General features: G+C 72.3%; 15 protein-coding genes and 1 tRNA gene. 7 read left to right on the top strand and 9 right to left on the bottom strand.

The genetic code is table 11. The features are described 5' to 3' along the window. Nucleotides 1–115: 115 nt before the first annotated feature. On the bottom strand, nucleotides 116–496 hold the full coding sequence (locus ACFVHO_RS38760) for a hypothetical protein (protein ID WP_385725226.1): 381 nt from the start codon (nucleotides 494–496) through the stop codon (nucleotides 116–118). Between the two features lie 64 nt (nucleotides 497–560). After that, complete coding sequence (locus ACFVHO_RS38755; protein ID WP_385725225.1) at nucleotides 561–950, bottom strand: hypothetical protein; 390 nt, start codon at nucleotides 948–950, stop codon at nucleotides 561–563. A 311-nt stretch (nucleotides 951–1,261) separates the two neighbouring features. Here ACFVHO_RS38755 and ACFVHO_RS38750 point away from each other — a divergent pair, with 311 nt between their 5' ends. Beyond that, entirely contained in the window at nucleotides 1,262–2,425 is a 1,164-nt protein-coding gene (locus ACFVHO_RS38750) for a redoxin domain-containing protein (RefSeq protein WP_385725224.1), read from the top strand. A gap of 155 nt (nucleotides 2,426–2,580) precedes the next feature. Continuing rightward, entirely contained in the window at nucleotides 2,581–3,219 is a 639-nt protein-coding gene (locus tag ACFVHO_RS38745; protein ID WP_385725223.1) for a TetR/AcrR family transcriptional regulator, read from the top strand. A 27-nt stretch (nucleotides 3,220–3,246) separates the two neighbouring features. Here ACFVHO_RS38745 and ACFVHO_RS38740 read toward each other — a convergent pair whose 3' ends face one another. Both ACFVHO_RS38740 and ACFVHO_RS38735 read right to left on the bottom strand, forming a co-directional pair. Further along, the gene (locus ACFVHO_RS38740; protein WP_385725222.1) at nucleotides 3,247–3,855 is read right to left on the bottom strand and encodes a hypothetical protein; all 609 of its coding nucleotides are present in this window, start codon (nucleotides 3,853–3,855) and stop codon (nucleotides 3,247–3,249) included. A gap of 43 nt (nucleotides 3,856–3,898) precedes the next feature. Further along, on the bottom strand, nucleotides 3,899–4,348 hold the full coding sequence (locus ACFVHO_RS38735) for a DoxX family membrane protein (RefSeq protein WP_385725221.1): 450 nt from the start codon (nucleotides 4,346–4,348) through the stop codon (nucleotides 3,899–3,901). A gap of 277 nt (nucleotides 4,349–4,625) precedes the next feature. Here ACFVHO_RS38735 and ACFVHO_RS38730 point away from each other — a divergent pair, with 277 nt between their 5' ends. Together ACFVHO_RS38730 and ACFVHO_RS38725 are read left to right on the top strand one after the other, a co-directional pair. Then, the gene (locus ACFVHO_RS38730; RefSeq protein WP_385725220.1) at nucleotides 4,626–5,864 is read left to right on the top strand and encodes an amidohydrolase family protein; all 1,239 of its coding nucleotides are present in this window, start codon (nucleotides 4,626–4,628) and stop codon (nucleotides 5,862–5,864) included. A gap of 44 nt (nucleotides 5,865–5,908) precedes the next feature. Further along, the gene (locus ACFVHO_RS38725) at nucleotides 5,909–6,892 is read left to right on the top strand and encodes an FkbM family methyltransferase (protein WP_385725219.1); all 984 of its coding nucleotides are present in this window, start codon (nucleotides 5,909–5,911) and stop codon (nucleotides 6,890–6,892) included. 139 nt (nucleotides 6,893–7,031) lie between these two features. Here ACFVHO_RS38725 and ACFVHO_RS38720 read toward each other — a convergent pair whose 3' ends face one another. The 3 genes from ACFVHO_RS38720 to ACFVHO_RS38710 form a co-directional block, all read right to left on the bottom strand. Next, complete coding sequence (locus tag ACFVHO_RS38720; RefSeq protein WP_385725218.1) at nucleotides 7,032–7,778, bottom strand: glycosyltransferase family 2 protein; 747 nt, start codon at nucleotides 7,776–7,778, stop codon at nucleotides 7,032–7,034. 435 nt (nucleotides 7,779–8,213) lie between these two features. Then, nucleotides 8,214–12,338: an NACHT and WD repeat domain-containing protein gene (locus ACFVHO_RS38715; protein ID WP_385725217.1), complete on the bottom strand. Its 4,125-nt coding sequence runs from the start codon at nucleotides 12,336–12,338 to the stop codon at nucleotides 8,214–8,216. A gap of 441 nt (nucleotides 12,339–12,779) precedes the next feature. Continuing rightward, entirely contained in the window at nucleotides 12,780–13,370 is a 591-nt protein-coding gene (locus ACFVHO_RS38710) for a TetR/AcrR family transcriptional regulator (RefSeq protein ID WP_385725235.1), read from the bottom strand. Between the two features lie 188 nt (nucleotides 13,371–13,558). On the opposite strand from ACFVHO_RS38710, the gene ACFVHO_RS38705 reads away from it, so the two are divergent. Next, the gene (locus ACFVHO_RS38705) at nucleotides 13,559–14,404 is read left to right on the top strand and encodes an NAD(P)H-binding protein (RefSeq protein ID WP_385725216.1); all 846 of its coding nucleotides are present in this window, start codon (nucleotides 13,559–13,561) and stop codon (nucleotides 14,402–14,404) included. Nucleotides 14,405–14,634: 230 nt separating this feature from the next. Then, the gene (locus ACFVHO_RS38700; protein WP_385725215.1) at nucleotides 14,635–16,707 is read left to right on the top strand and encodes an alkyl/aryl-sulfatase; all 2,073 of its coding nucleotides are present in this window, start codon (nucleotides 14,635–14,637) and stop codon (nucleotides 16,705–16,707) included. Nucleotides 16,708–16,785: 78 nt separating this feature from the next. On the opposite strand, the gene ACFVHO_RS38695 is transcribed toward ACFVHO_RS38700, so the two are convergent. Then, nucleotides 16,786–16,859: transfer RNA gene (locus ACFVHO_RS38695), tRNA-Pro, on the bottom strand. A 112-nt stretch (nucleotides 16,860–16,971) separates the two neighbouring features. Then, nucleotides 16,972–17,907 (bottom strand): metallophosphoesterase, encoded by a 936-nt coding sequence (locus ACFVHO_RS38690; protein WP_385725214.1) that lies wholly within the window; start codon nucleotides 17,905–17,907, stop codon nucleotides 16,972–16,974. Nucleotides 17,908–18,017: 110 nt separating this feature from the next. On the opposite strand from ACFVHO_RS38690, the gene ACFVHO_RS38685 reads away from it, so the two are divergent. Then, nucleotides 18,018–18,485 carry a GatB/YqeY domain-containing protein gene (locus ACFVHO_RS38685; RefSeq protein ID WP_385725213.1) on the top strand — a complete coding sequence of 156 codons (468 nt, stop codon included), beginning with the start codon at nucleotides 18,018–18,020 and terminating at the stop codon, nucleotides 18,483–18,485. Nucleotides 18,486–18,515: the final 30 nt, after the last annotated feature.

The following is an 18,515-nucleotide window of genomic DNA, read 5'->3' as shown; positions in this document are numbered from 1 at the left end:
TCGCTCGCACCGGAATCGCCAACGGCCCTCGCCGCACCGCAATCGCCAACAGCCCCCGCCCGCACCGGAATCGGCGCGGGCGAGGGCCGTGTCGCGTACCGCTGCTGCCCGGAGGTCAGAGCAGGCGCTGCGGCGCCTGGTACTGGTCGACCGGCGCCACGTTGCACGCGGCCTTCGGGCCGCCGAGGAGGTGGCCGCCGATGCCTTCGCCCTCCGGCTGCGGGACGGCGCAGCGCAGGTCGACGTTGACGAGCGGGGCGCCGTAGGTGTTGAGGACGCCGCCGGGGTCGCCGGCGATGGCCACGTCGCCGTTGTCGGTGGCGAAGTCGGAGGCGCCGCCGTCCGCACCGCCTGCGCGGGCCTTCTTGATGGCGTCGTGCGCCGAGGTCACGGTGTTCTCCGCCTCGGGGCCGTGGGCGGTCGCCGATGCGGTGCCCGCGACGGCCATGGTCGCGGCTGCGGCGAGGGCCGCGCCTGCCAGCATGCGCTTGATCACGTCAGTACTCCTGGTTTTCGGATGGTGGGGGTGTCGTCGGGGGCCGCGTACGGCCGCCCGGGGGTCAGAGGAGGCGCTGCGGCGCCTGGTACTGGTCGACCGGCGCCACGGTGCACGTGGCCTTGGGCCCGCCGAGCAGATGCCCGCCGATGCCCTCGCCCTCGGGCTGCGGCACCAGGCAGCGCAGGTCGGCGTTCACGAGCGAGCCGCCGTAGGTGTTGGCGATGCCGCCGGGGTCGCCCGCGATGGCCACGTCGCCGTGGTCGGTGGCGAAGTCCGCGGAGCCGGAACCGCTGACGGTGTCGCCCGGCGCCCGGAGCTGCATGATCGCGTCGTGTGCGGAGGTGGCTGCCCCGGATTCGGGTGCGTGGCCGGTGACCGCTGCCGCCGGCCCGGCCACCGCCATCCCGGCTGCGGTGGCGAGGGCGGCGCCCGCCAATGCGCGCTTGATCACGTCTGTACTCCTGTTCAGGTACGGGGAGTTGCGCGAAGGAGCCCGTGCGAGGGAGCCCGCAGGAGGCGCGGGTACCGATCCCTCACGAAGGCTGGGGACTGAACCCCCGGAAGACGGTGGGGGTTGTTTCCAGCCACTTGAACCGGGCGAATTCGCCACAGGTCACGCGGTGTCGTTCATCCGGCCCAGTGGGGCGGGTTTGGGGGCGGGTGCGTGCATGGAGGGTCGGGAGGGGTGGTCTCGGTGCCGTTGTCCTGGTGCGGTAACGCTGTTATTTTTGAGGTACGGCGTTACTTCATGAAGGGGGCACCATGCACGGCACCTCGGTCCCGCCCGAGCTGGGCACCGTCCGCCTCACGGTTCTCGACGACCACGTCGAGAGCCGCGTCGAGGCCGAACTCCGCCCCGCCGCCGACGGCACCACCCCGCACGTCCGGCTCGCCTTCGCCGACGTGGAGCGCGCCCTGGGCTTCACGCGCAAGCCGCAGGGCTGGTGCCGGGGCGACCTCTGCGTCCCGGCGGCGGCCGTCGCCACCCTCGAGGACCTCGGTGACGCGGGCACCGGAACGCTGGACGTCACCGCTTTCGCCACCCTGCTGAACCGCCCGATCGCGATGGAGCTGGACCTGGACGCGGGTGCGGAAGCGGGCGCGGACGAGGGCGTGGACGTGAGCCCGGACGAGGGCGTCGTCGCCTTCGGGGTCTCCGCCGCCGACCGCTCCGCGACGCTCATCGGCGGCACCGCCCCCGACTTCGCGCTGCCCGACGTCCACGGCGCCGAGCACCGGCTCGGCGAACTGCGCGGCCGCAAGGTGGCGTTGGTCTTCTGGGCCTCCTGGTGCGGCTGCCGCTACGACCTCCCCGAGTGGGAGCGCCAGCACGCCGCGCTCGCGGACGAGGGCTTCTCGGTGCTCAGCGTCGCCGTGGACCGCAGGATCGAGGACGCGGCGCCCTGGATCGCCGAGGCCGCCCCGACGCACCCGGCGCTGATCGACGTCGACGGTCGCGTGGCGGACCGGTACCAGCTCCTCAACGTCCCCACCGTGGTGTGGATCGACGAGGAGGGCCGCATCGCGCGGCCGAACGACACCCAGTTCGCCACCGACCTGTTCCGCTCCATGAGCGGCCTGGACTCCGCGAAGGCGCTGGCGGCGCTGCGCCGTTGGGTGACGACGGGCGAAACGGGCCTCGACGGGGACGGGATCGCCGAGCTGACCCGTCCCAGCACCCCGGAGAGCCAACGCGCCCGTACGGAAGCCGCGTTGGCGCTGTGGCTGCTGCGCAACGGTCACCGCAGTGCGGCGGAGCGGCACTTCGCGACGGCCGCCGACCTCGCGCCGGAGGACGTGACGACATGGCGCAGCGCGATGCCGCTCCTCGGGGTGGACCCGATGGGGGAGGAGTACTTCGCCCGGCGCGCCGGTCTCGAGGAGGCGGGCGTACCGATCTACAGGCCGCTGCCGGACTGGCAGTAGGGGCGCGAGTGGGTACGAACACCGGGGGTACGCAAACCCCGAAGCCCCCGAAGCCCCCGAGCCCGGAAGCCCGGAGCCCGGAGCCCGGAAGTCCGGGAGCCCGGCGGACTCACCCCTTGAAGCCCACCCCACCCCCACCCCGAGAATCGAGCCCCATGCCCCCCACACCCCTCACCCCGGACACCCCACCCACCACCCCCTTCGCCCGAGCCCAGGCCCAGGGCGAGGAAGCCCTCCGTGCCGCCGTGCTCGACCTCGCTGCCGGGCTCCTGGCGGACGAGGGCCCGGCCGCCCTGAGCATGCGCCGCCTGGCCGCCGCCGCGGGCTGCTCGACCACGGTCCTGTACCGGCTGTTCGGCGCGAAGGAGGGCATCGCGGCGGCGCTGTACCGCGAGGGCTTCGCCCGGCTGCACCGCCGCCTCGCCGAGGTGCCGCGCGGCGACGACCCGGCCGCGTACCTGGCCGCCGTGGGCCGCGCCTACCGCGCCAACGCCCTGGCGGAGCCCAACTTCTACAGCGTCATGCACGGCGAGGGCATCCCCGGCTTCGTACCGGACGAGGAGTCCCGTGCCGCGGCGGCGGCCAGCCTGGACGTCCTGCGGGAGGCGGCCCGCGGCTGCGTCGAGGCGGGCGTGCTGCGTCCGGACGCCGACGTCGACGAGATCACCGACACCCTGTGGGCGGCCGCCCACGGGGTGATCAGCCTGGAGCGCGGCGGTCACTTCCCCGACGGCCGCGGCGAACAACGCTTCCGCACGCTGACCCGGGCGGCGGTGAACGCGTTCCTGCCCTGAGCCCCGCCCCGGTGCGCGACCTCGCCCTCACAGATGCAGCATCCGCATCAACTCCCCGCTCCGAACGCCCGTCGACACCCGCGGCGCCTCCTCCCCGGGCCGCACCCACCCGGCCCGCTCCGCCGCGGCGACGGCCGCCGACTCCGCCGCGTCGGCCGCCGCGTTCAGCGTCCTGTTCGCGCCCAGCTCACCCGCCTTCGCGGCCGATCCCGCCGCCTGCGCCGCCTTGAGGGCCGCTTCGCAGGCGGCGACGGCGAGTTCGCTGTCGCCGTCGTGGATCCGGCCCATGTCCGCGGCCTGAGCGGCGGACGCCGCGGCGTTCCTCGCGCAGCGCGAGTCCGCCGCCGGGTCGGGGTCGCCCTCGGCGAGTACGGCGACGGCCTGCGCCGACACCCGGGCCGCGTGCGCCGCCTTCCAGACGACCTCCTTGTCCACGGCGGCCGCGTCGGCCGTGTCGGCCGGGTCGGAGACGCCGTCCACCTCGGGGACTCGCCCCTCCCCGCGCCCCCGCTCGACGTACCGGCTCACAGCGGCAGCCCGCGCCGCGGCACTCCGCGCCCGAGCCGCGTGCCCCGCCCGCAGGGCCTCCTCGGCCGTGGCCCCGCCCGAAACCTCATCCCGCCCGGATCCGCTCACGCTCCATCTCCTTCACGACCACGGCGCCCTCCCGGACGCCCCCTCACAGGAACAACCCCAACGCCTCGTCTACCGACCACACCTGCCAGCTCATCGCGAGCAGCGCCACCGCCGAGATCAGCGCCATCATCAGGTTCTGCCCCTGCTCGGCCCAGTCGTGGATCATGAGGACCAGGTAGATCAGATTGAGCAGGAGGCCGCAGGCCAGGGCGATCGGGGTGAGGAAACCGGCGATGAGGCCGAGGCCCAGGGCCAGTTCCGCGTAGGCGACGACGTAGGCCATCAGGCGTGGGCGCGGCTTCACCACGGTGTCGAAGCCGCGGCGCACGACGGGCCACCGGTGCTGCTCGGCGATGCCGCCCGCCCAGCCGATGCCCCCGCCGGTGAACCAGGTCTTCTTGTCCTTGTGCCGCCAGCTCTCCAGCCACCACAGCCCGAGCCCGATCCGGAGGATCGCGAACCACTCCGCGCCGCTGAGCCAGATCGTCTGCATCGTGTGCCCTTCCCGCCCGCACCATGTCTGACGATCCGTCAGTTCAGCGGATGGCCGCCGAGACCGCAAGGCCTCGTACGACCCGACGCGCTCCCGCAAGGCCTCGTACGGCCCGACGCGCTCCCGCAAGGCCCGGTGCGGCCCGACGCGCTCCCGCAAGGCCCCCGCGCCCGACTTCGCGCTGCCGCTTGCCGTGCGGCCCGCCTCGCCATAGCCTCGATCTGATGGGTCGTCAGATTCGGGCCGGTGGATCCGGCGGGCGGTGAGGGGACACAGCGTGAGCGGCAATGAGAGCGGCGGCAGGGACATCCCGAAGGTCATCAGCGTGGACGATCACGTCATCGAGCCCGCGCACCTCTTCGCGACCTGGCTCCCGGCCAAGTACCGCGATCGGGGCCCGCAGCCCTTCACCGCGGGCATCGGCGAGCTGGCGTACGTGGGCGGGAAGTACCGCTTCACCACCGACCCGGAGGGTCAGATCACGGACTGGTGGCGGTACGAGAACGAGATCTTCCCGTACAAGCGCATCATCGCCGCCGTCGGCTTCTCCCGGGACGAGATGACGCTCGACGGGATCACGCGGGAGCAGATGCGCCGCGGCTGCTGGGACCCCAAGGCGCGCCTCGCGGACATGGACATGAACCACGTCGAGGCCTCGCTCTGCTTCCCCACCTTCCCGCGCTTCTGCGGCCAGACCTTCGCGGAGGCCAAGGACAAGGAGGTGGGGCTCGCCTGCGTCCGCGCGTACAACGACTGGATGGTCGAGGAGTGGTGCGGGGACAGCGGGGGGCGCCTGATCCCGCTGTGCCTGATCCCGCTGTGGGACGTGGACCTCGCCGTCGCGGAGATCAAGCGGAACGCCGCCCGCGGGGTGCGGGCCGTGACCTTCAGCGAGATCCCGACCTATCTGGGGCTGCCCTCGATCCACTCCGGCTACTGGGATCCGTTCTTCGCCGCCTGCGAGGAGACCGGCACGGTCGTGAACATGCACATCGGCTCGTCGTCGCAGATGCCCGCCGCCTCACCGGACGCGCCCCCCGCCGTCCAGGCCTCGCTGTCCTTCAACAACGCGATGGCCTCGATGATGGACTTCCTGTTCTCGGGTGTCCTCGTGAAGTTCCCCCGGCTCAAACTCGCCTACAGCGAGGGGCAGATGGGCTGGATCCCGTACGCCCTGGAGCGCGCCGACGACGTCTGGGAGGAGCACCGGGCGTGGGGCGGCGTGAAGGACCTGATCCCGGAGCCGCCGTCGACGTACTACTACCGGCAGATCTTCTGCTGCTTCTTCCGCGACAAGCACGGCATCGAGGCGATCGAGACGGTCGGGGTGGACAACGCGACCTTCGAGACCGACTACCCCCACGTCGACTCCACGTGGCCGCACACGAAGCAGGTCGCGACCGACCACGTGGGCCACCTGCCCGAGGACGTGGCCTACAAGCTGTTGCGCGGGAACGCGATTCGTATGCTGGACCTGCCGTTTGACCAAGACCGGACGGCCGCGGCCACGGCCTGACGCCGGGGTCCGCGAACCACCGTGCGGAGAGGCAGGCGGACCGGATGTCGCATCCCACCTCGGAGGGCCGTCCCGCCTCGGGGGCGCGTTCCGCCTCGGAGGCCCTGACCACGCTGGCGCGGGCGTACGTGCGCCGGGCGCCGGGGACCCTCGGCAAGGCGGCGCTGGTCTCCCGGCACCTGAACGCCCGCCTGCGGGAGCACCCCCGCCGCCGCGTGGTGGACGTCGACTTCGGGGCGCGGGGTGCGGAGGGCCTGCCCGGGGTGCGGTTCGCCGTCGACACCCAGGACCTCATCCAGCGCTACCTCTACCTGTTCGGCTCGTGGGAGCCCCACATGACGCGGTGGCTGCGCGGCCGGCTCCGCCCCGGGGACACCTTCGTCGACGTCGGCGCCAACATCGGGTACTTCGGCGTGCTCGCCTCGCGGCTCGTCGGGCCGACCGGGCGGGTGGTGACGGTCGAGGCCTCGCCCGTGTTCCACGAGCGGCTGCTGCGGCAGGTGCGGCTCAACGCCTGCGGGAACGTCCGGGCGCTCAACGCCGCGGTGTCCGACCGGACTCAGACGCTGACGTTCGTCCTGGCCAGCTCGCACAACATGGGGGCGAACAGCATCGTCCCCTACGACGGGCCCGCCGAGTCGAAGTTCGACATCGAGGCCCGCCCGCTGCCGGAGCTGCTCGACGACGAGGAGATCGCCACCGCCCGGGTGGTCAAGATCGACGTCGAGGGCGCCGAGGGTGGTGTCGTGCGCGGCATGGCCCCGATGCTCGACCGGCTGCGCCCCGACGCCGAGGTGACCGTGGAGGTGACCCCGGACCGCATGCGCCAACTCGGCCACTCCGCCGAGGAGTTGATGGCGATCATGCGGGAGCACGGATTCCACGCCTACCGGATCGCCAATGAGTACGCGGCCGGGACCTACCCGGCGGCCCTGCGCGGCCCGGCCGTCGCGCCGGTCCGGCTGCGGGGGCCCGTGGTCGAGGAGAGCGACCTGATCTTCTCGCGCGTCGACGCGGAGACGTTGTAGGCGCGGGCGTCGTGGGCACGGACGTTGTGGGCGCGGGCGTCGTGGGCACGGACATTGTGGGCGCAGAGGTTGTGGGCGCAGACGACACGGGCGGGGGCGCGGTGGGCGGGGCGAAGCCGACCTTGGCCGAAGGCCCCGCTCAGTAGCGCCACTCGAGGTCGGCAAGGGCCCGCGCCCGCGCCTCCACCACCGCCATGCGCACGTTCCGCTCGGCGGCGTCCGTGTGCGCGGGCTGGCTCGTCGCCTGGCCGGGCCACTTGCGGTAGAGCAGGCCCACCTCGGCGGAGAACCAGCCGCGGGCCACCGCGTTCAGGGCGAGGAGCAGGCCGGTGTCCTCCGACGCCGGGAGCGCCATCCAGCCGCCGAGCGCGACGAGCAGGTCGCGGCGGACGAAGAGCGTCGCCGGGTGGACCTGCGCGCGGTAGTCGTGCGTGGCCCAGTGGTCGAGCACGGCCCGGCGCTCTATCGGCCCCTCCCAGGGATCCCCGGGGAACCCGACGGTCCTGCCGTCCGGCAGCAGGTCGAGGACGCGGGACGTGGCCCACCCCAGCGTCGGATCGCTCTCCAGGGCGGCCAGATCGCGGGCCAGCGCACCGGGGGGAAGCTGGTCGTCGGCGTCCAGGACCTTCACGTACGGGCCGTCCGCGTGGCCGAGGGCCAGGGTGCGGGCGACGCCGGGCCCGCCGGGCCTGCCCTGGCGGAACGTCACGCGGGCGTCGTCCGGGACGTGCGGGGCGACGTCCGGGCCCGTGCCGTCCTGCTGGATCACCCAGTGCCACTCCCACCCTCCGGGGAGCCGCTGCGCGCGCAGCGACTCGTACGCGCCCGCGAGGTACGGGGCGGAGGGGCCGTGGACTGCCGTGACGATGACGACGCGCCTGCGCACGGCGCTCACCACCTTTCCGGAGGAGCCGTGAAGGGGTGTTGTACGCCCCTCAACGAGATATTCGCCGACAGGGGTTCAGGTAGGGGGTAACAGGGGTTGCATGTAGGTGGAACAGATCTTTTGTCGTAATCCGGCCCCGCTGTTGCGAGTTGCACCATGAGATGCGTCGCGAGATGTGCGTTCGGATGCGTCGCGAGTATTGAAAGAGCTCTGCAATTCGACGCATTGACGCATTGCGGAGGGCGCAATGGCGGTAAACCCACAGGTCGACGAGGGCATGGAAGGGCCCGATCGCTGGCGACGGGGGATGCACCAGCGATCGGGCTGTGCCCAACCGTAACAAGCCTGCTGGCGCAGGGGGAGGGAATGGGCCGGAGTTGGCCGGTTGTGAGCGGGATCACGCGCCGTGAACCCCGGCGGATAACAGCGAAACCGTCACCTTTCGCACGGCGACGCGTACGAGAGCCGGGGCAGATACTCGTGCCAATTCTCCCGCGTCAGGACACCCTGGGTGGTCGAGCAAATACGGTGAATGGCCTCGTCGGTGTCCAGGTTCCACAACCGGACCGTATCCGTGCCGCTGGAAACTCCGAGCATGTGACCTTGAGGGCTGAACGACAGGAAACTTCCCGTCTTGGCGTTGGGGCTCATCGAGTGCCCGATGGGGGCGGTCCGCGCGGGACGGCGCACGTCCCACAGCCGGACCGTGTTGTCGTTGCCGCCGCTCGCCAGGGTGCGGCCGTCCTCGCTGAACGTCAGGGACACGAGCGCGTCGGTGTGGCCGGTGAGGCGGGAGCCGAGGGGGGCCGCCCGGCGCGGGTCCGTGATGTTCCACAGCCGGACCGTGCTGTCGTCGCTGCCGCTGGCCAGCGTCCGGCCGTCCGGGCTGAGGGCGAGGGTGTTGACGGGGCCGAGGTGGCCCGTGAGGGGCTTGCCGAGGCGGGTGGCGCGGCGCGGGTCGGCCACGTCCCAGAGCCGGAGGGTGGCGTCCGAGCTGCCGCTGGCGAGCGTGCGGCCGTCGGGGCTGAACTCGAGGTCGTTGACGTACCCCTTGTGGCCGGTGAGCGGGGCGCCGAGCGGGCGGGGGCGGGCCGGGTCGCCGACGTCCCACAGCTGGACGGTGCGGTCCTCGTAGGCGGTGGCGAGGACGCGCCCGTCCGGGCTGAAGGCCATCGCGGCCGCGAACCGGGTGCGCAGCTCGATGGCAGGACCGTAGGAGACGGGATGGGACGGGTCGCTGACGTTCCACAGCCGCACCGCGCGGGCCCCGGTGCCGACGGCGAGCGTGTCGCCGTCGGGGGAGAACGTGGGTTTGCGTACGGCACCCGCCCCTGGCTTGAACGGTTTGCTCAGCGCCTCCGGCCGGTCGGGCCGCCGCACGTCCCACAGCCGGACCTTCTCGTCGCGCGCGGCGGTGACGAGCACCTTCCCGTCCGGCCGGAACGAGCCGATGCGGCCGATCATGTCCGACGTCGGTATCGACCACAGGCGGACCTTGTTGTCGCCGCTGCCCGTCGCGAGCGTCCGCCCGTCGGGGCTGAACCCGAGCGCGTACACCTCCCCGCTGCTGCCCGCGAGCGGCACGCCGACCTGCGACGGGTGCGCCGGGTCGCGGACGTTCCACAGGCTCGCCGTGCTGTCCGCGCTCGCGGCGGCGAGCATGGTCCCCGCGGGGTTGAAGGCCACGGACCAGACGGGGCCGGTGTGGCCGGTCAGGGGGGCGCCGAGGGAGGCCGCGCGGCGGGGTTCGGTCACGTTCCAGAGCCGGATGGTGTTGTCCGAGCCGCCGCTGGCGAGGGTGCGGCCCTCGTGGTCGAATGCCACCGAGTGCACGGTGTCCGTGTGGCCGGTCAGGACCCGCCCGACCGGCTCCGGACGGCGCGGGTCGGCGGTGTCCCACAGCCTGATGGTGCCGTTGTCGCCCCCGGCCGCCAGGGTCCGCCCGTCGGGGCTGAACGCCACGGAGCGCACGGCGGCGGTGTGGCCGGTCAGGGCGCCGAGAGCCTTCGGGCGGCTGGGCCTGCGCACGTCCCACAGGCCGACGGTGTGGTCCTCGCTGGCGGAGGCGAGCGTGCGCCCGTCCGGGCTGAACGCGAGCAGGTAGACGGTGCCGCCGTGCCCGGTCACGGGCTTCCCCAACGGGCGCGGATCGCGCGGATCCCGTACGTCCCACAGCCGGATCGTGCCGTCGTCGGACGCGCTGGCGAGGGTGTCGCCGTCCGGGCTGAAGACCGCGCTGCTCACCCAGCTCCCGTGTCCGGTGAGCGGTTTGCCGAGGGGCTTGGGCCGGGCCCGGTCGTGGACGTCCCACAGCCGGACGGTCCGGTCGTAGCTCGCGGTGGCGAGGAGCCGTCCGTCGGGGCTGAACGAGGTGAGGTAGACGGCGCCGGTGTGGCCGAGGAGGGGGGTGGCGAGGGGCGCGTTGACGATGGAGATCAGCCGGTTCCGCGTCCCCTCGTCGTCCGGTCGCAGCCGGTGCGCCACCAGGTCGAGCTGGGCGGACAGCGACGGATCGGTGGACTGGGCGCGGTCGGCCTCGGCGGTCACCTGCTCGAAGACCGCGTCGTTCCGCTCGGTCACCGCGTCGTTGCGCTGCTGCGAGGCGACCACCGCGGACACGACGGCCACCATCGCCAGGGCGACGAGCGCCGCCACCGCGCCCCGGCTGATCCACAGCATGCGCCGGCGCAGCCCGGCCGACGCGGCCAGGAACTCCGCGGCGCCGCGGGTCAGGAAGGTGTCACCGGCGGACTCCGCCCAGGCGCGCGCCCGCTCCAGGCGCGAACCCCGGTAGAGCAGCGCCGCGTCCCGGCCGGAGTCCTCCCAGGCCCTGCCGTCCTCCTCCAGGCGCTGGCGCAGCAGATGGTCGCCCCGGTCCTCGTCGATCCAGTCGCGCAGCCGCGGCCAGGCGTGCAGGAGCGCCTCGTGCGTGATCTCCACGGTGTCCGCGTCGAGGGTCACGAGCCGGGCGCGCACCAGCGCTTCGAGGGACTCCTCGGTCTTGTCCGGGTTCGTCGATTCCTCCGCCAACTGCCGCCGCGTCCCCCGTCTGCGGGTGGCCTGGGTGTCCTCGCCGAGGTGGACCAGGCGGAGCAGAAGCAGCCGCGCGGCGGAACGCGCCGCCGGGTCGAGCCCGGACCAGGCGCGCTCGGCGGTCGCCGCGACCGCCCCCTGGATGCCGCCCGCCGCGCGGTACCCGGCCAGCGTCAGCTTCCCCGTCTTGCGCCGTTGCCAGGTGGCGAGCAGCGCGTGGGAGAGGAGCGGCAGGACGCCCGCGTCGTGCGCCCCGCGCGGCCCGCCCGTGCTCACCTCCCGCACGATCAGCTCGGCGAGCCCGGGTTCGAGTTCGAGGCCGACGGCCTTGGCCGGTCCGGTCACCGCGGTCCGCAGCTCCGTGGTGGTCAGCGGTCCGAGCACCATGTGCCGGTGCTGGAGGGCGTCGGCCAGCTCGGGGTAGCCGAGGCACTCCTCGTAGAAGTCGGCGCGGATGCCGAGGACGACGAGGGCGGGGGCGGGCTCCGGGGTGGGGGTGGGGGTTGGCTCGGGCGCGGGGCCGCCGGGGTCTGGGGGGCCGCCGGGGCCGCCGGGGTCGCCGGACTCGGCGGGTGAGCAGGCGGCGTGCAGGAGCTGGATGAACGTACGCCGCTCGGCCTCGTCGGAGCAGAGGGTGAAGGCTTCCTCGAACTGGTCGACGATGAGGACGGGGCGGGGGGAGGGGGGCGTCAGGCGCTCGGCCCCGGCGGGGTGGTCCTCTTGCTCGGCCCAGGCGGCGTCCCCTCGCGCGGCCCAGGCGCTGAGAGAGGCACGCACGGCACGGGCGAACTCGGGCGTACCGGCATCTGTCTCCGATATCTCTTCGGCGAGCCCCGGTATGAGACCGACCAGCTCACCGACAGGATCGGCTCCCGGCACCAGCTGCAGCACCGGGCCGTTCCCCGCCCCCAGGGCACCGTTCTGCAAGGTGGGCACCAGACCGGCGTTGAGCAGGGAGGACTTCCCCGCCCCCGAGGCGCCCACGAGCATGACGAGGCCGCCCGACTTCTCGGCCGCGCGGAGCTGGGCGACGAGGGCGTCCGTGCTGCGCTCCCGGCCGAAGAACCACTGCGCGTCCTGCTCGCGGTACGAGGCGAGCCCGCGGTAGGGGCACACGGGGGGCACGGCCGGGGTGTCGGTGGGGGTCCGCTCCTCGTCCTCGCCTGCGGCCGCGGCCCGGTCCCCGGCGGGGTCGGCGACGGAGAGCTCCCAGAGGCGCTGCCAGTGGGCGAGGTCGTACAGGCCGACGGACACCGGGGTGGGCCGCTTGCGCCGGGCCTCGGGGATGAGGACGTGCAGGACCGCGGCGAGGGCGGCGAAGTGGGCGGGCACGTTCTTGGCGCGCCGCCAGTCGCTGATGCGCTGCGCGGACACGCGTACGGGCCGCCCGCGTTCGTCGACGCGCTGCAGCTGCCCGACCGCTTCGGCGACGCGCTTGAGGGGCGGATTTCCGGCCTCCTGATACAGCAGCGCGAGGCGTTCCGCGAAGGCCTCACGTGCCCCCGAATCGGAACCCAAGGCCTCCACCCCTCACTTCCGCCGCACCTGGACATCCGGACCGGAAAACTCACTTTATACGCCTGACCTGCGGCGAAGTGGGCCGGACGATACCGGAAGCTCCTCAGCCGCACCCTCAACTGGCAGGATCGCGGCGCAGTAGCGAACCAACCGCGAGGCGTCAGGGCAGGCCACCGGGCCCGACGCTCGGAGAGGTGACGAATGGCGCTGCACCCTCCTGGCTGGTTTTCGCCGGAGTAATAAGCGGTGGTGAGGGTTCCGGTACACGGACTCGCCAGACACATGGAGCGGTCACACCCGGACCGCTGCCATGTCGACCGCGACGCCGGACCCTCGACCGACCCACGCCGCTCCGGCGCGGGTCGACGCCGCTCGCCTCGTTAGGTACCGGTCCCCACGAGGGGAGGGACCGGTACCGATACGACGCGGCGGCGGCAGCCGGGAGACCGATCACGCGCCGCCGGGGCCGCCGGGGCCGTCGGGCCCACCGCTTGCGCCGCTTGCACCGCGTCCACCGAGCCCGTCGAGCCAGTCGTTGAGCCGGGCGCCCTGGCCGACCATCACATCCGGGTCGCGCAGCGCGTTGGCCAGCAGGGACATCCCTTGGTACGCGCCCACGAAGGCGAGCGCGAGCCCACCCGGATCAGGCAGCCCCAGCTCGCGGAACTGCCGCTCGGCCCAGTCGAGCAACTGCCGGACGACTCGGCCCGCCTCCGCGTCGAGACCGCCCTCGGCCCGCTTGTCGAGCTCGGCGGCCAAGGTGCCGGTGGGGCAGCCGTACCGCGCCGCGGTGTCCCGCCGCTCGACCCACATCCCGACCAGCGCCTTGAGCCGCCCCAGCGGATCGGGCAGCTCGTCGAGCCCCTCGGTGAGCGCGGCGAGATGCCCCGAGTGCTCGGCGAGCGCGGCCCGGACCAGCTCGTCCTTGGTCTTGAAGTAGTAGTAGACGTTCCCGACCGGCACGTCCGCGGCGGCCGCGATGTCGGCGATGGTGGTGCGCTCCACGCCTTGCCGGTGCAGGACCTGAGCGGCGGCGGCCATGAGCCGCTGCCGCTTCCCGCCGCCGCGAACCTTCGCTGAGTCAGTCACCTGACTAACTATAGACAACCGCCGGGTGTACCGTGCTAGCGTCCATCTAAGTCAGCCAACTAACTAACTATCTAACTAACGAACTGACCGGCTAACTGACCGCTGACTGGCTGACCACCCAACCAACTCAGGGAGACGACATGATCGTGGTGACCGGAGCGACCGGAAACGTCGGACGATCGCTGGTGCGGACGCTCGCGGCGGCGGGCGAGAAGGTCCGGGCGACGTCCCGGGGGATCTCGGCGCCGGACGTGCCGGAGGGAGTCGACTGGCGGCGGGCGGACCTGGCCGACGTCGAGAGCCTGCGGCCGGCCTTCGACGGCGCGCGGGCGCTGTTCCTGCAGAGCGGCGGAGCGAGCGCGCACACGCTCGACCCCCGGGGGATCCTCGACGTGGCCGGGGTCGGCGGCGTGGAGCGGGTGGTGCTGCTGTCCTCCCAGGGAGTGGCGACCCGCCCTGACTCGCCGTCGCACGGCGCGCTGCTGCGGTCGATCGAGGACGCGGTCCGGGACTCGGGGCTGGAGTGGACGATCCTGCGCCCCGGCGGCTTCGCGTCCAACACCTACGCCTGGGCCGAGTCGATACGTACGACACGTACCGTCGCCGCCCCCTTCGGCGACGTCGGCCTGCCGGTCGTCGACCCGGACGACATCGCGGAGGTGGCCGCGGCGACGCTGCTCGACCCCGCCCACGCGGGCCACGTCCACGAGCTCACGGGACCGGCCCTGATCACCCCCCGAGAGCAGGCCGACGCGCTGGCCGCGGCCCTCGGCGAACCCGTCCGCTTCACCGAACAGACCCGCGAGCAGGCCCGCGCACAGCTGCTGAACTTCATGCCCGCCCCCGTGGCCGACACGACCCTCGCCATCCTCGGTGCCCCCACCCCCGCCGAGGCACGCGTCAGCCCCGCCGTCGAGCGGATCCTCGGCCGCGTACCGCGCACGTATGCGGAGTGGGCGGGGCGGAATGCGGCCGCTTTCCGCTGACGCGGACGTCTGGCGCATCCGATGGGGCGCCCGTGGGCACCCCGCGCGGAGCCCCGTCGGTCACCCCCGGCGGAGGCTTCCGGCCAGTCGGCGATCAATGGGAAGCGGTGGCGAGATCGCTTCCTTGTAAGGGGCATCGGCGTTGCCTAGCGTCGGCCATGCATCAACAGAGAGTCACTCCTGTCCGTCCGCGGCGACGGATTCCCGCACGTCTCTCGAGGAGATTGCACATGGCCGGCACCACTGAGCCCATCGAGCCCGTCGAGCCCTCTGAGTACATCCAGACCCGCAACCGGCAGGCGAAGTCCTTACCGGAGTCCACCGACTTCACCGACGCCCAGCGGGGAATGCTGGCGCCGCCGGACGTGCCGTTCATCCCGGCCAAGGACGGCAAGGACGCGGTGGCCTGGAACTTCGTGGCCTACGACTTCCTGCGGGACGGCGAGCTAGAGGACCACCCCTCCTCCGTCAACGGGAGCCTGTGGCGGCAGGGAATCCTGACGGCCTACGCCGGGCTGTACCAGGTCACGAGCAACGGACCCCGCACCATCTACCAGATCCGCGGCTACGACCTGTCGAACATGACCATCGTGACCGGCGACACCGGCCTGATCGTCATCGACCCGCTCGCCTCGTACGAGACGGCCCAGTACGCCCTGAGGCTCTACCGGAACATCACCGAGGACCAGCGGCCCATCAGCGCGATCATCTACACGCACAGCCACGTCGACCACTTCGGCGGCTCCCGCGGCCTGTTCGCGGAGAAGGGCGACGAGGTCCCGCCCGACCTCGCGGTCTACGCCCCGGTCGGGTTCCTGGAGCACGCGATCAGCGAGAACGTCCTCGCGGGGCCCGCGATGGCGCGCCGCGCGGAGTACATGTACGCCGCGAACCTCGAGAAGAGCCCGTACGCGCAGGTCGGCGCGGGCCTGGGCCTGACGATCTCCACCGGCGAGGTGACGCTGATCCCGCCGCGCCACTACGTCGGCGGCCCGGAGATCCCGACCACGCCGGAGAGCGGCTGGTCCCCGCAGTACGTGATCCCGTGGCGGCCGGGCCTGTACGCGCACACCGTCGACGGCGTGCCCATCGTCTTCCAGCTGACGCCCGGCACCGAGGCGCCCGCGGAGATGAACTTCTACTTCCCCGAGTGCAGGACCCTGTGCATGGCGGAGAACGCCACCCACACCATGCACAACCTGCTCAGCCTGCGCGGCGCCCAGGTCCGTGACCCGCAGGCGTGGTCGAAGTACCTCACCGAGGCGATCCAGACCTTCGGCGAGTACACCGACGTCGAGTTCGCCTCGCACCACTGGCCGCGCTGGGGCAAGGAATCGATCATCGAATTCCTCTCCAACCAGCGGGACATGTACTCCTACCTCAACGACCAGGCGCTGCGCCTGATCGACGCGGGCCACACCGGCATCGAGATCGCCGAGAAGCTCCAGAACCTGCCGCGCGGCCTGGCCGAGCACTGGTACGACCAGGGCTACTACGGCTCGCTGAGCCACAACCTCAAGGCCGTCTACCAGCGCTACATCGGCTGGTTCGACGGCAACCCCGCCCACCTGTGGACGCTGCCGCCCGTCGCGGCGGGCGTCCAGTACGTGACCGCGATGGGCGGCCCGGAGGCCGTCAACTCCAAGGCGCAGGAGGCACTCTCGGCCGATCCGCCCCAGTACCGCTGGGCTGCCGAACTCCTCAACCACGTCATCTTCGCCTCCGGCGACCCGGACTTCACCCTCTCCAAGGACACCCTGGAGAAGGCCAAGCAGCTCCAGTCCCAGACCTTCACCCAGCTCGGGTTCGGCGCCGAGAACGCCACCTGGCGCAACTTCTACCTCACCGGCGCGCAGGAGGTCGTCGACGGCCCTCAGAAGGGCGTCCAGCACGGGGCCTCGGACCTGGTCCGGAGCATGACCCTGTCCCTGTTCTTCCAGGCCATGGCCAAGAGCGTCGACGGCCCCAGGGCGGCAGAGGAACAGGCCACCCCCATCGTCCTGCGCTGGATCCTCGACGCCCCCCACCAGGAGTGCACCACCACCCTGCGCAACGGCGTACTGATCTACGTGGACGGCCCCGACCCCCTGGCGGGCAAGCCCACCGCCACCATCTCCCTCACCCGCAAGGCCCTCAACGAACTGGCCCTGGCCGGCCCGCGCTTCACCCAGAACTTCAACGACCAGGTCACGGCAGGCACGATCCAGGTGGACGACCGGTCCGCGGCGGACACCGTCTTCAGCTACCTGGTCTTCCCGGACCCCCGCTTCCCGATCGTCACACCACGGAAGCCGGGCGCGTAGCCAGCAGGCAGAAGCCCCAAAACGACTGAGGGGCCCGATCCGCAGTACGGATCGGGCCCCTCAGTCTTCTTACGGCTGTCGGGGTGGCGGGATTTGAACCCACGACCTCTTCGTCCCGAACGAAGCGCGCTGCCAAGCTGCGCCACACCCCGATGTCGTTGTTCCGGCGGTCCTGCCTGGGCAGGTCGCGGCGACATCGATTACTTTAGCGGACCGGCGGCCGGAGACGAAATCCGGTTTTGCGGGGTGGGGCGCGGGTGGGTCTCAGGCGTGCGGGGAGCGTTCCGTGAGGGTCAGGAGGGTGGCCTCCGGGGGGCACGCGAAGCGGAGGGGGGTGTAGCGGCTGGTGCCGCAGCCCGCGGAGACGTGCAGGTAGGACGTGTGGCCCTCGGCCTGGTGCGTCGACAGGCCCTTCACCCGGTCCGTGTCCAGGTCGCAGTTGGTGACCAGTGCCCCGTAGAAGGGGATGCACAGCTGGCCGCCGTGGGTGTGGCCCGCGAGGACCAGGGGGTAGCCGTCGGCCGTGAAGGCGTCGAGGGCGCGCAGGTACGGGGCGTGCACGATGCCCATGGAGAAGTCCGCGTCGGTCACCGGGCCGCCCGCCACCCGTGCGTACCGGTCCCTCTTGATGTGCGGGTCGTCCAGGCCGGTCAGCGCGATTTCGTAGCCGTCGATCTTCAGCGCGCCGCGGGTGTTCGTGAGGTTCACCCAGCCCGCCGCGTCGAAGCCGTCCCGCAGGTCCTCCCACGGATTGTGGACCGCGCCGACCACGGGCTTGTTGCCGTTGAGGCCGTGGCGGCCCTGCATCTTCTCGATCAGGTAGCGCCCGGGGTTGCGCAGCGTCGGGCCGTAGTAGTCGTTGGAGCCGAAGACGTAGGCCCCGGGGAAGGACATCAGGGGGCCCAGCGAGTCCAGGACCTCCGGCACGCCCTCCGGGTCCGACAGGTTGTCGCCCGTGTTGATCACGAAGTCCGGGCGCAGGCCCGCGAGCGACCGCAGCCAGCGCTGCTTCTTGCGCTGTCCGGACACCATGTGGATGTCGGAGACCTGTAGCACGCGCAGGGGGCGCATTCCGGCGGGGAGCACCGGGACCGTCACCCGCCTCAGCCGGAAGAAGCGGGCTTCGATGCCCACGGAGTAGGCGATTCCGGCCGCGGCCGTCGCCGTGATTCCCAGAGGTACTGCGTATCGCGCGCGCATGCCTCCATCGTGTCAGACCCCGTACGACCGCCGGACGCCCCGGGGCCCCCGGGCGGCCGCCCCCGGAAATCAAGGGGCCACGCACGCGATCCACCTGCCACAATTGCCCCATGACCACGCTCAAGTCGAAGCTTCAGGACGACCTCAACGCCGCGATCAAGGGGCGCGACGAGCTGCGCTCCTCGACGCTGCGGATGACGCTCGCCGCCGTGCAGAAGGAGGAGGTCGCGGGCAAGGAGAAGCGCGAGCTCTCCGACGACGAGGTGCAGAAGGTGATCACCCGCGAGGCGAAGAAGCGCCGCGAGGCCGCCGACGCCTTCACGCAGGGCAACCGCCCCGAGCAGGCCGAGCGCGAGAAGGCGGAGGGCGAGGTGCTCGCCGAGTACCTGCCCCAGCAGCTCTCCGACGACGAGCTGGAGCAGATCGTCGCCGCGGCCGTCGCCGAGGCGAAGGGCGCGGGCGCCGAGGGGCCGCGGGCCATGGGCCAGGTCATGAAGATCGTGAACCCGCAGGTCGCCGGGCGCGCGGAGGGCGGCCGCGTGGCCGCCACGGTCAAGAAGCTCCTGGCCGGCGGCTGAATCGCCGCGTTCTCGTACGTCGCGTTGAAG

Origin of the sequence: Streptomyces sp. NPDC127108, assembly GCF_042677545.1 — a bacterium.
Taxonomy (GTDB): Bacteria; Actinomycetota; Actinomycetes; order Streptomycetales; family Streptomycetaceae; genus Streptomyces.
This window is presented reverse-complemented; position numbering and strand designations above follow the sequence as displayed.

Coding starts and splice junctions, on each gene's coding strand:
- ACFVHO_RS38725 (WP_385725219.1), top strand. CDS start 5,909: ATGTCGCATCCCACCTCGGAGGGCCGTCCCGCCTCGGGGGCGCGTTCC.
- ACFVHO_RS38690 (WP_385725214.1), bottom strand. CDS start 17,907: ATGCGCGCGCGATACGCAGTACCTCTGGGAATCACGGCGACGGCCGCG.
- ACFVHO_RS38700 (WP_385725215.1), top strand. CDS start 14,635: ATGGCCGGCACCACTGAGCCCATCGAGCCCGTCGAGCCCTCTGAGTAC.
- ACFVHO_RS38750 (WP_385725224.1), top strand. CDS start 1,262: ATGCACGGCACCTCGGTCCCGCCCGAGCTGGGCACCGTCCGCCTCACG.
- ACFVHO_RS38710 (WP_385725235.1), bottom strand. CDS start 13,370: ATGGCCGCCGCCGCTCAGGTCCTGCACCGGCAAGGCGTGGAGCGCACC.
- ACFVHO_RS38685 (WP_385725213.1), top strand. CDS start 18,018: ATGACCACGCTCAAGTCGAAGCTTCAGGACGACCTCAACGCCGCGATC.
- ACFVHO_RS38745 (WP_385725223.1), top strand. CDS start 2,581: ATGCCCCCCACACCCCTCACCCCGGACACCCCACCCACCACCCCCTTC.
- ACFVHO_RS38705 (WP_385725216.1), top strand. CDS start 13,559: ATGATCGTGGTGACCGGAGCGACCGGAAACGTCGGACGATCGCTGGTG.
- ACFVHO_RS38735 (WP_385725221.1), bottom strand. CDS start 4,348: ATGCAGACGATCTGGCTCAGCGGCGCGGAGTGGTTCGCGATCCTCCGG.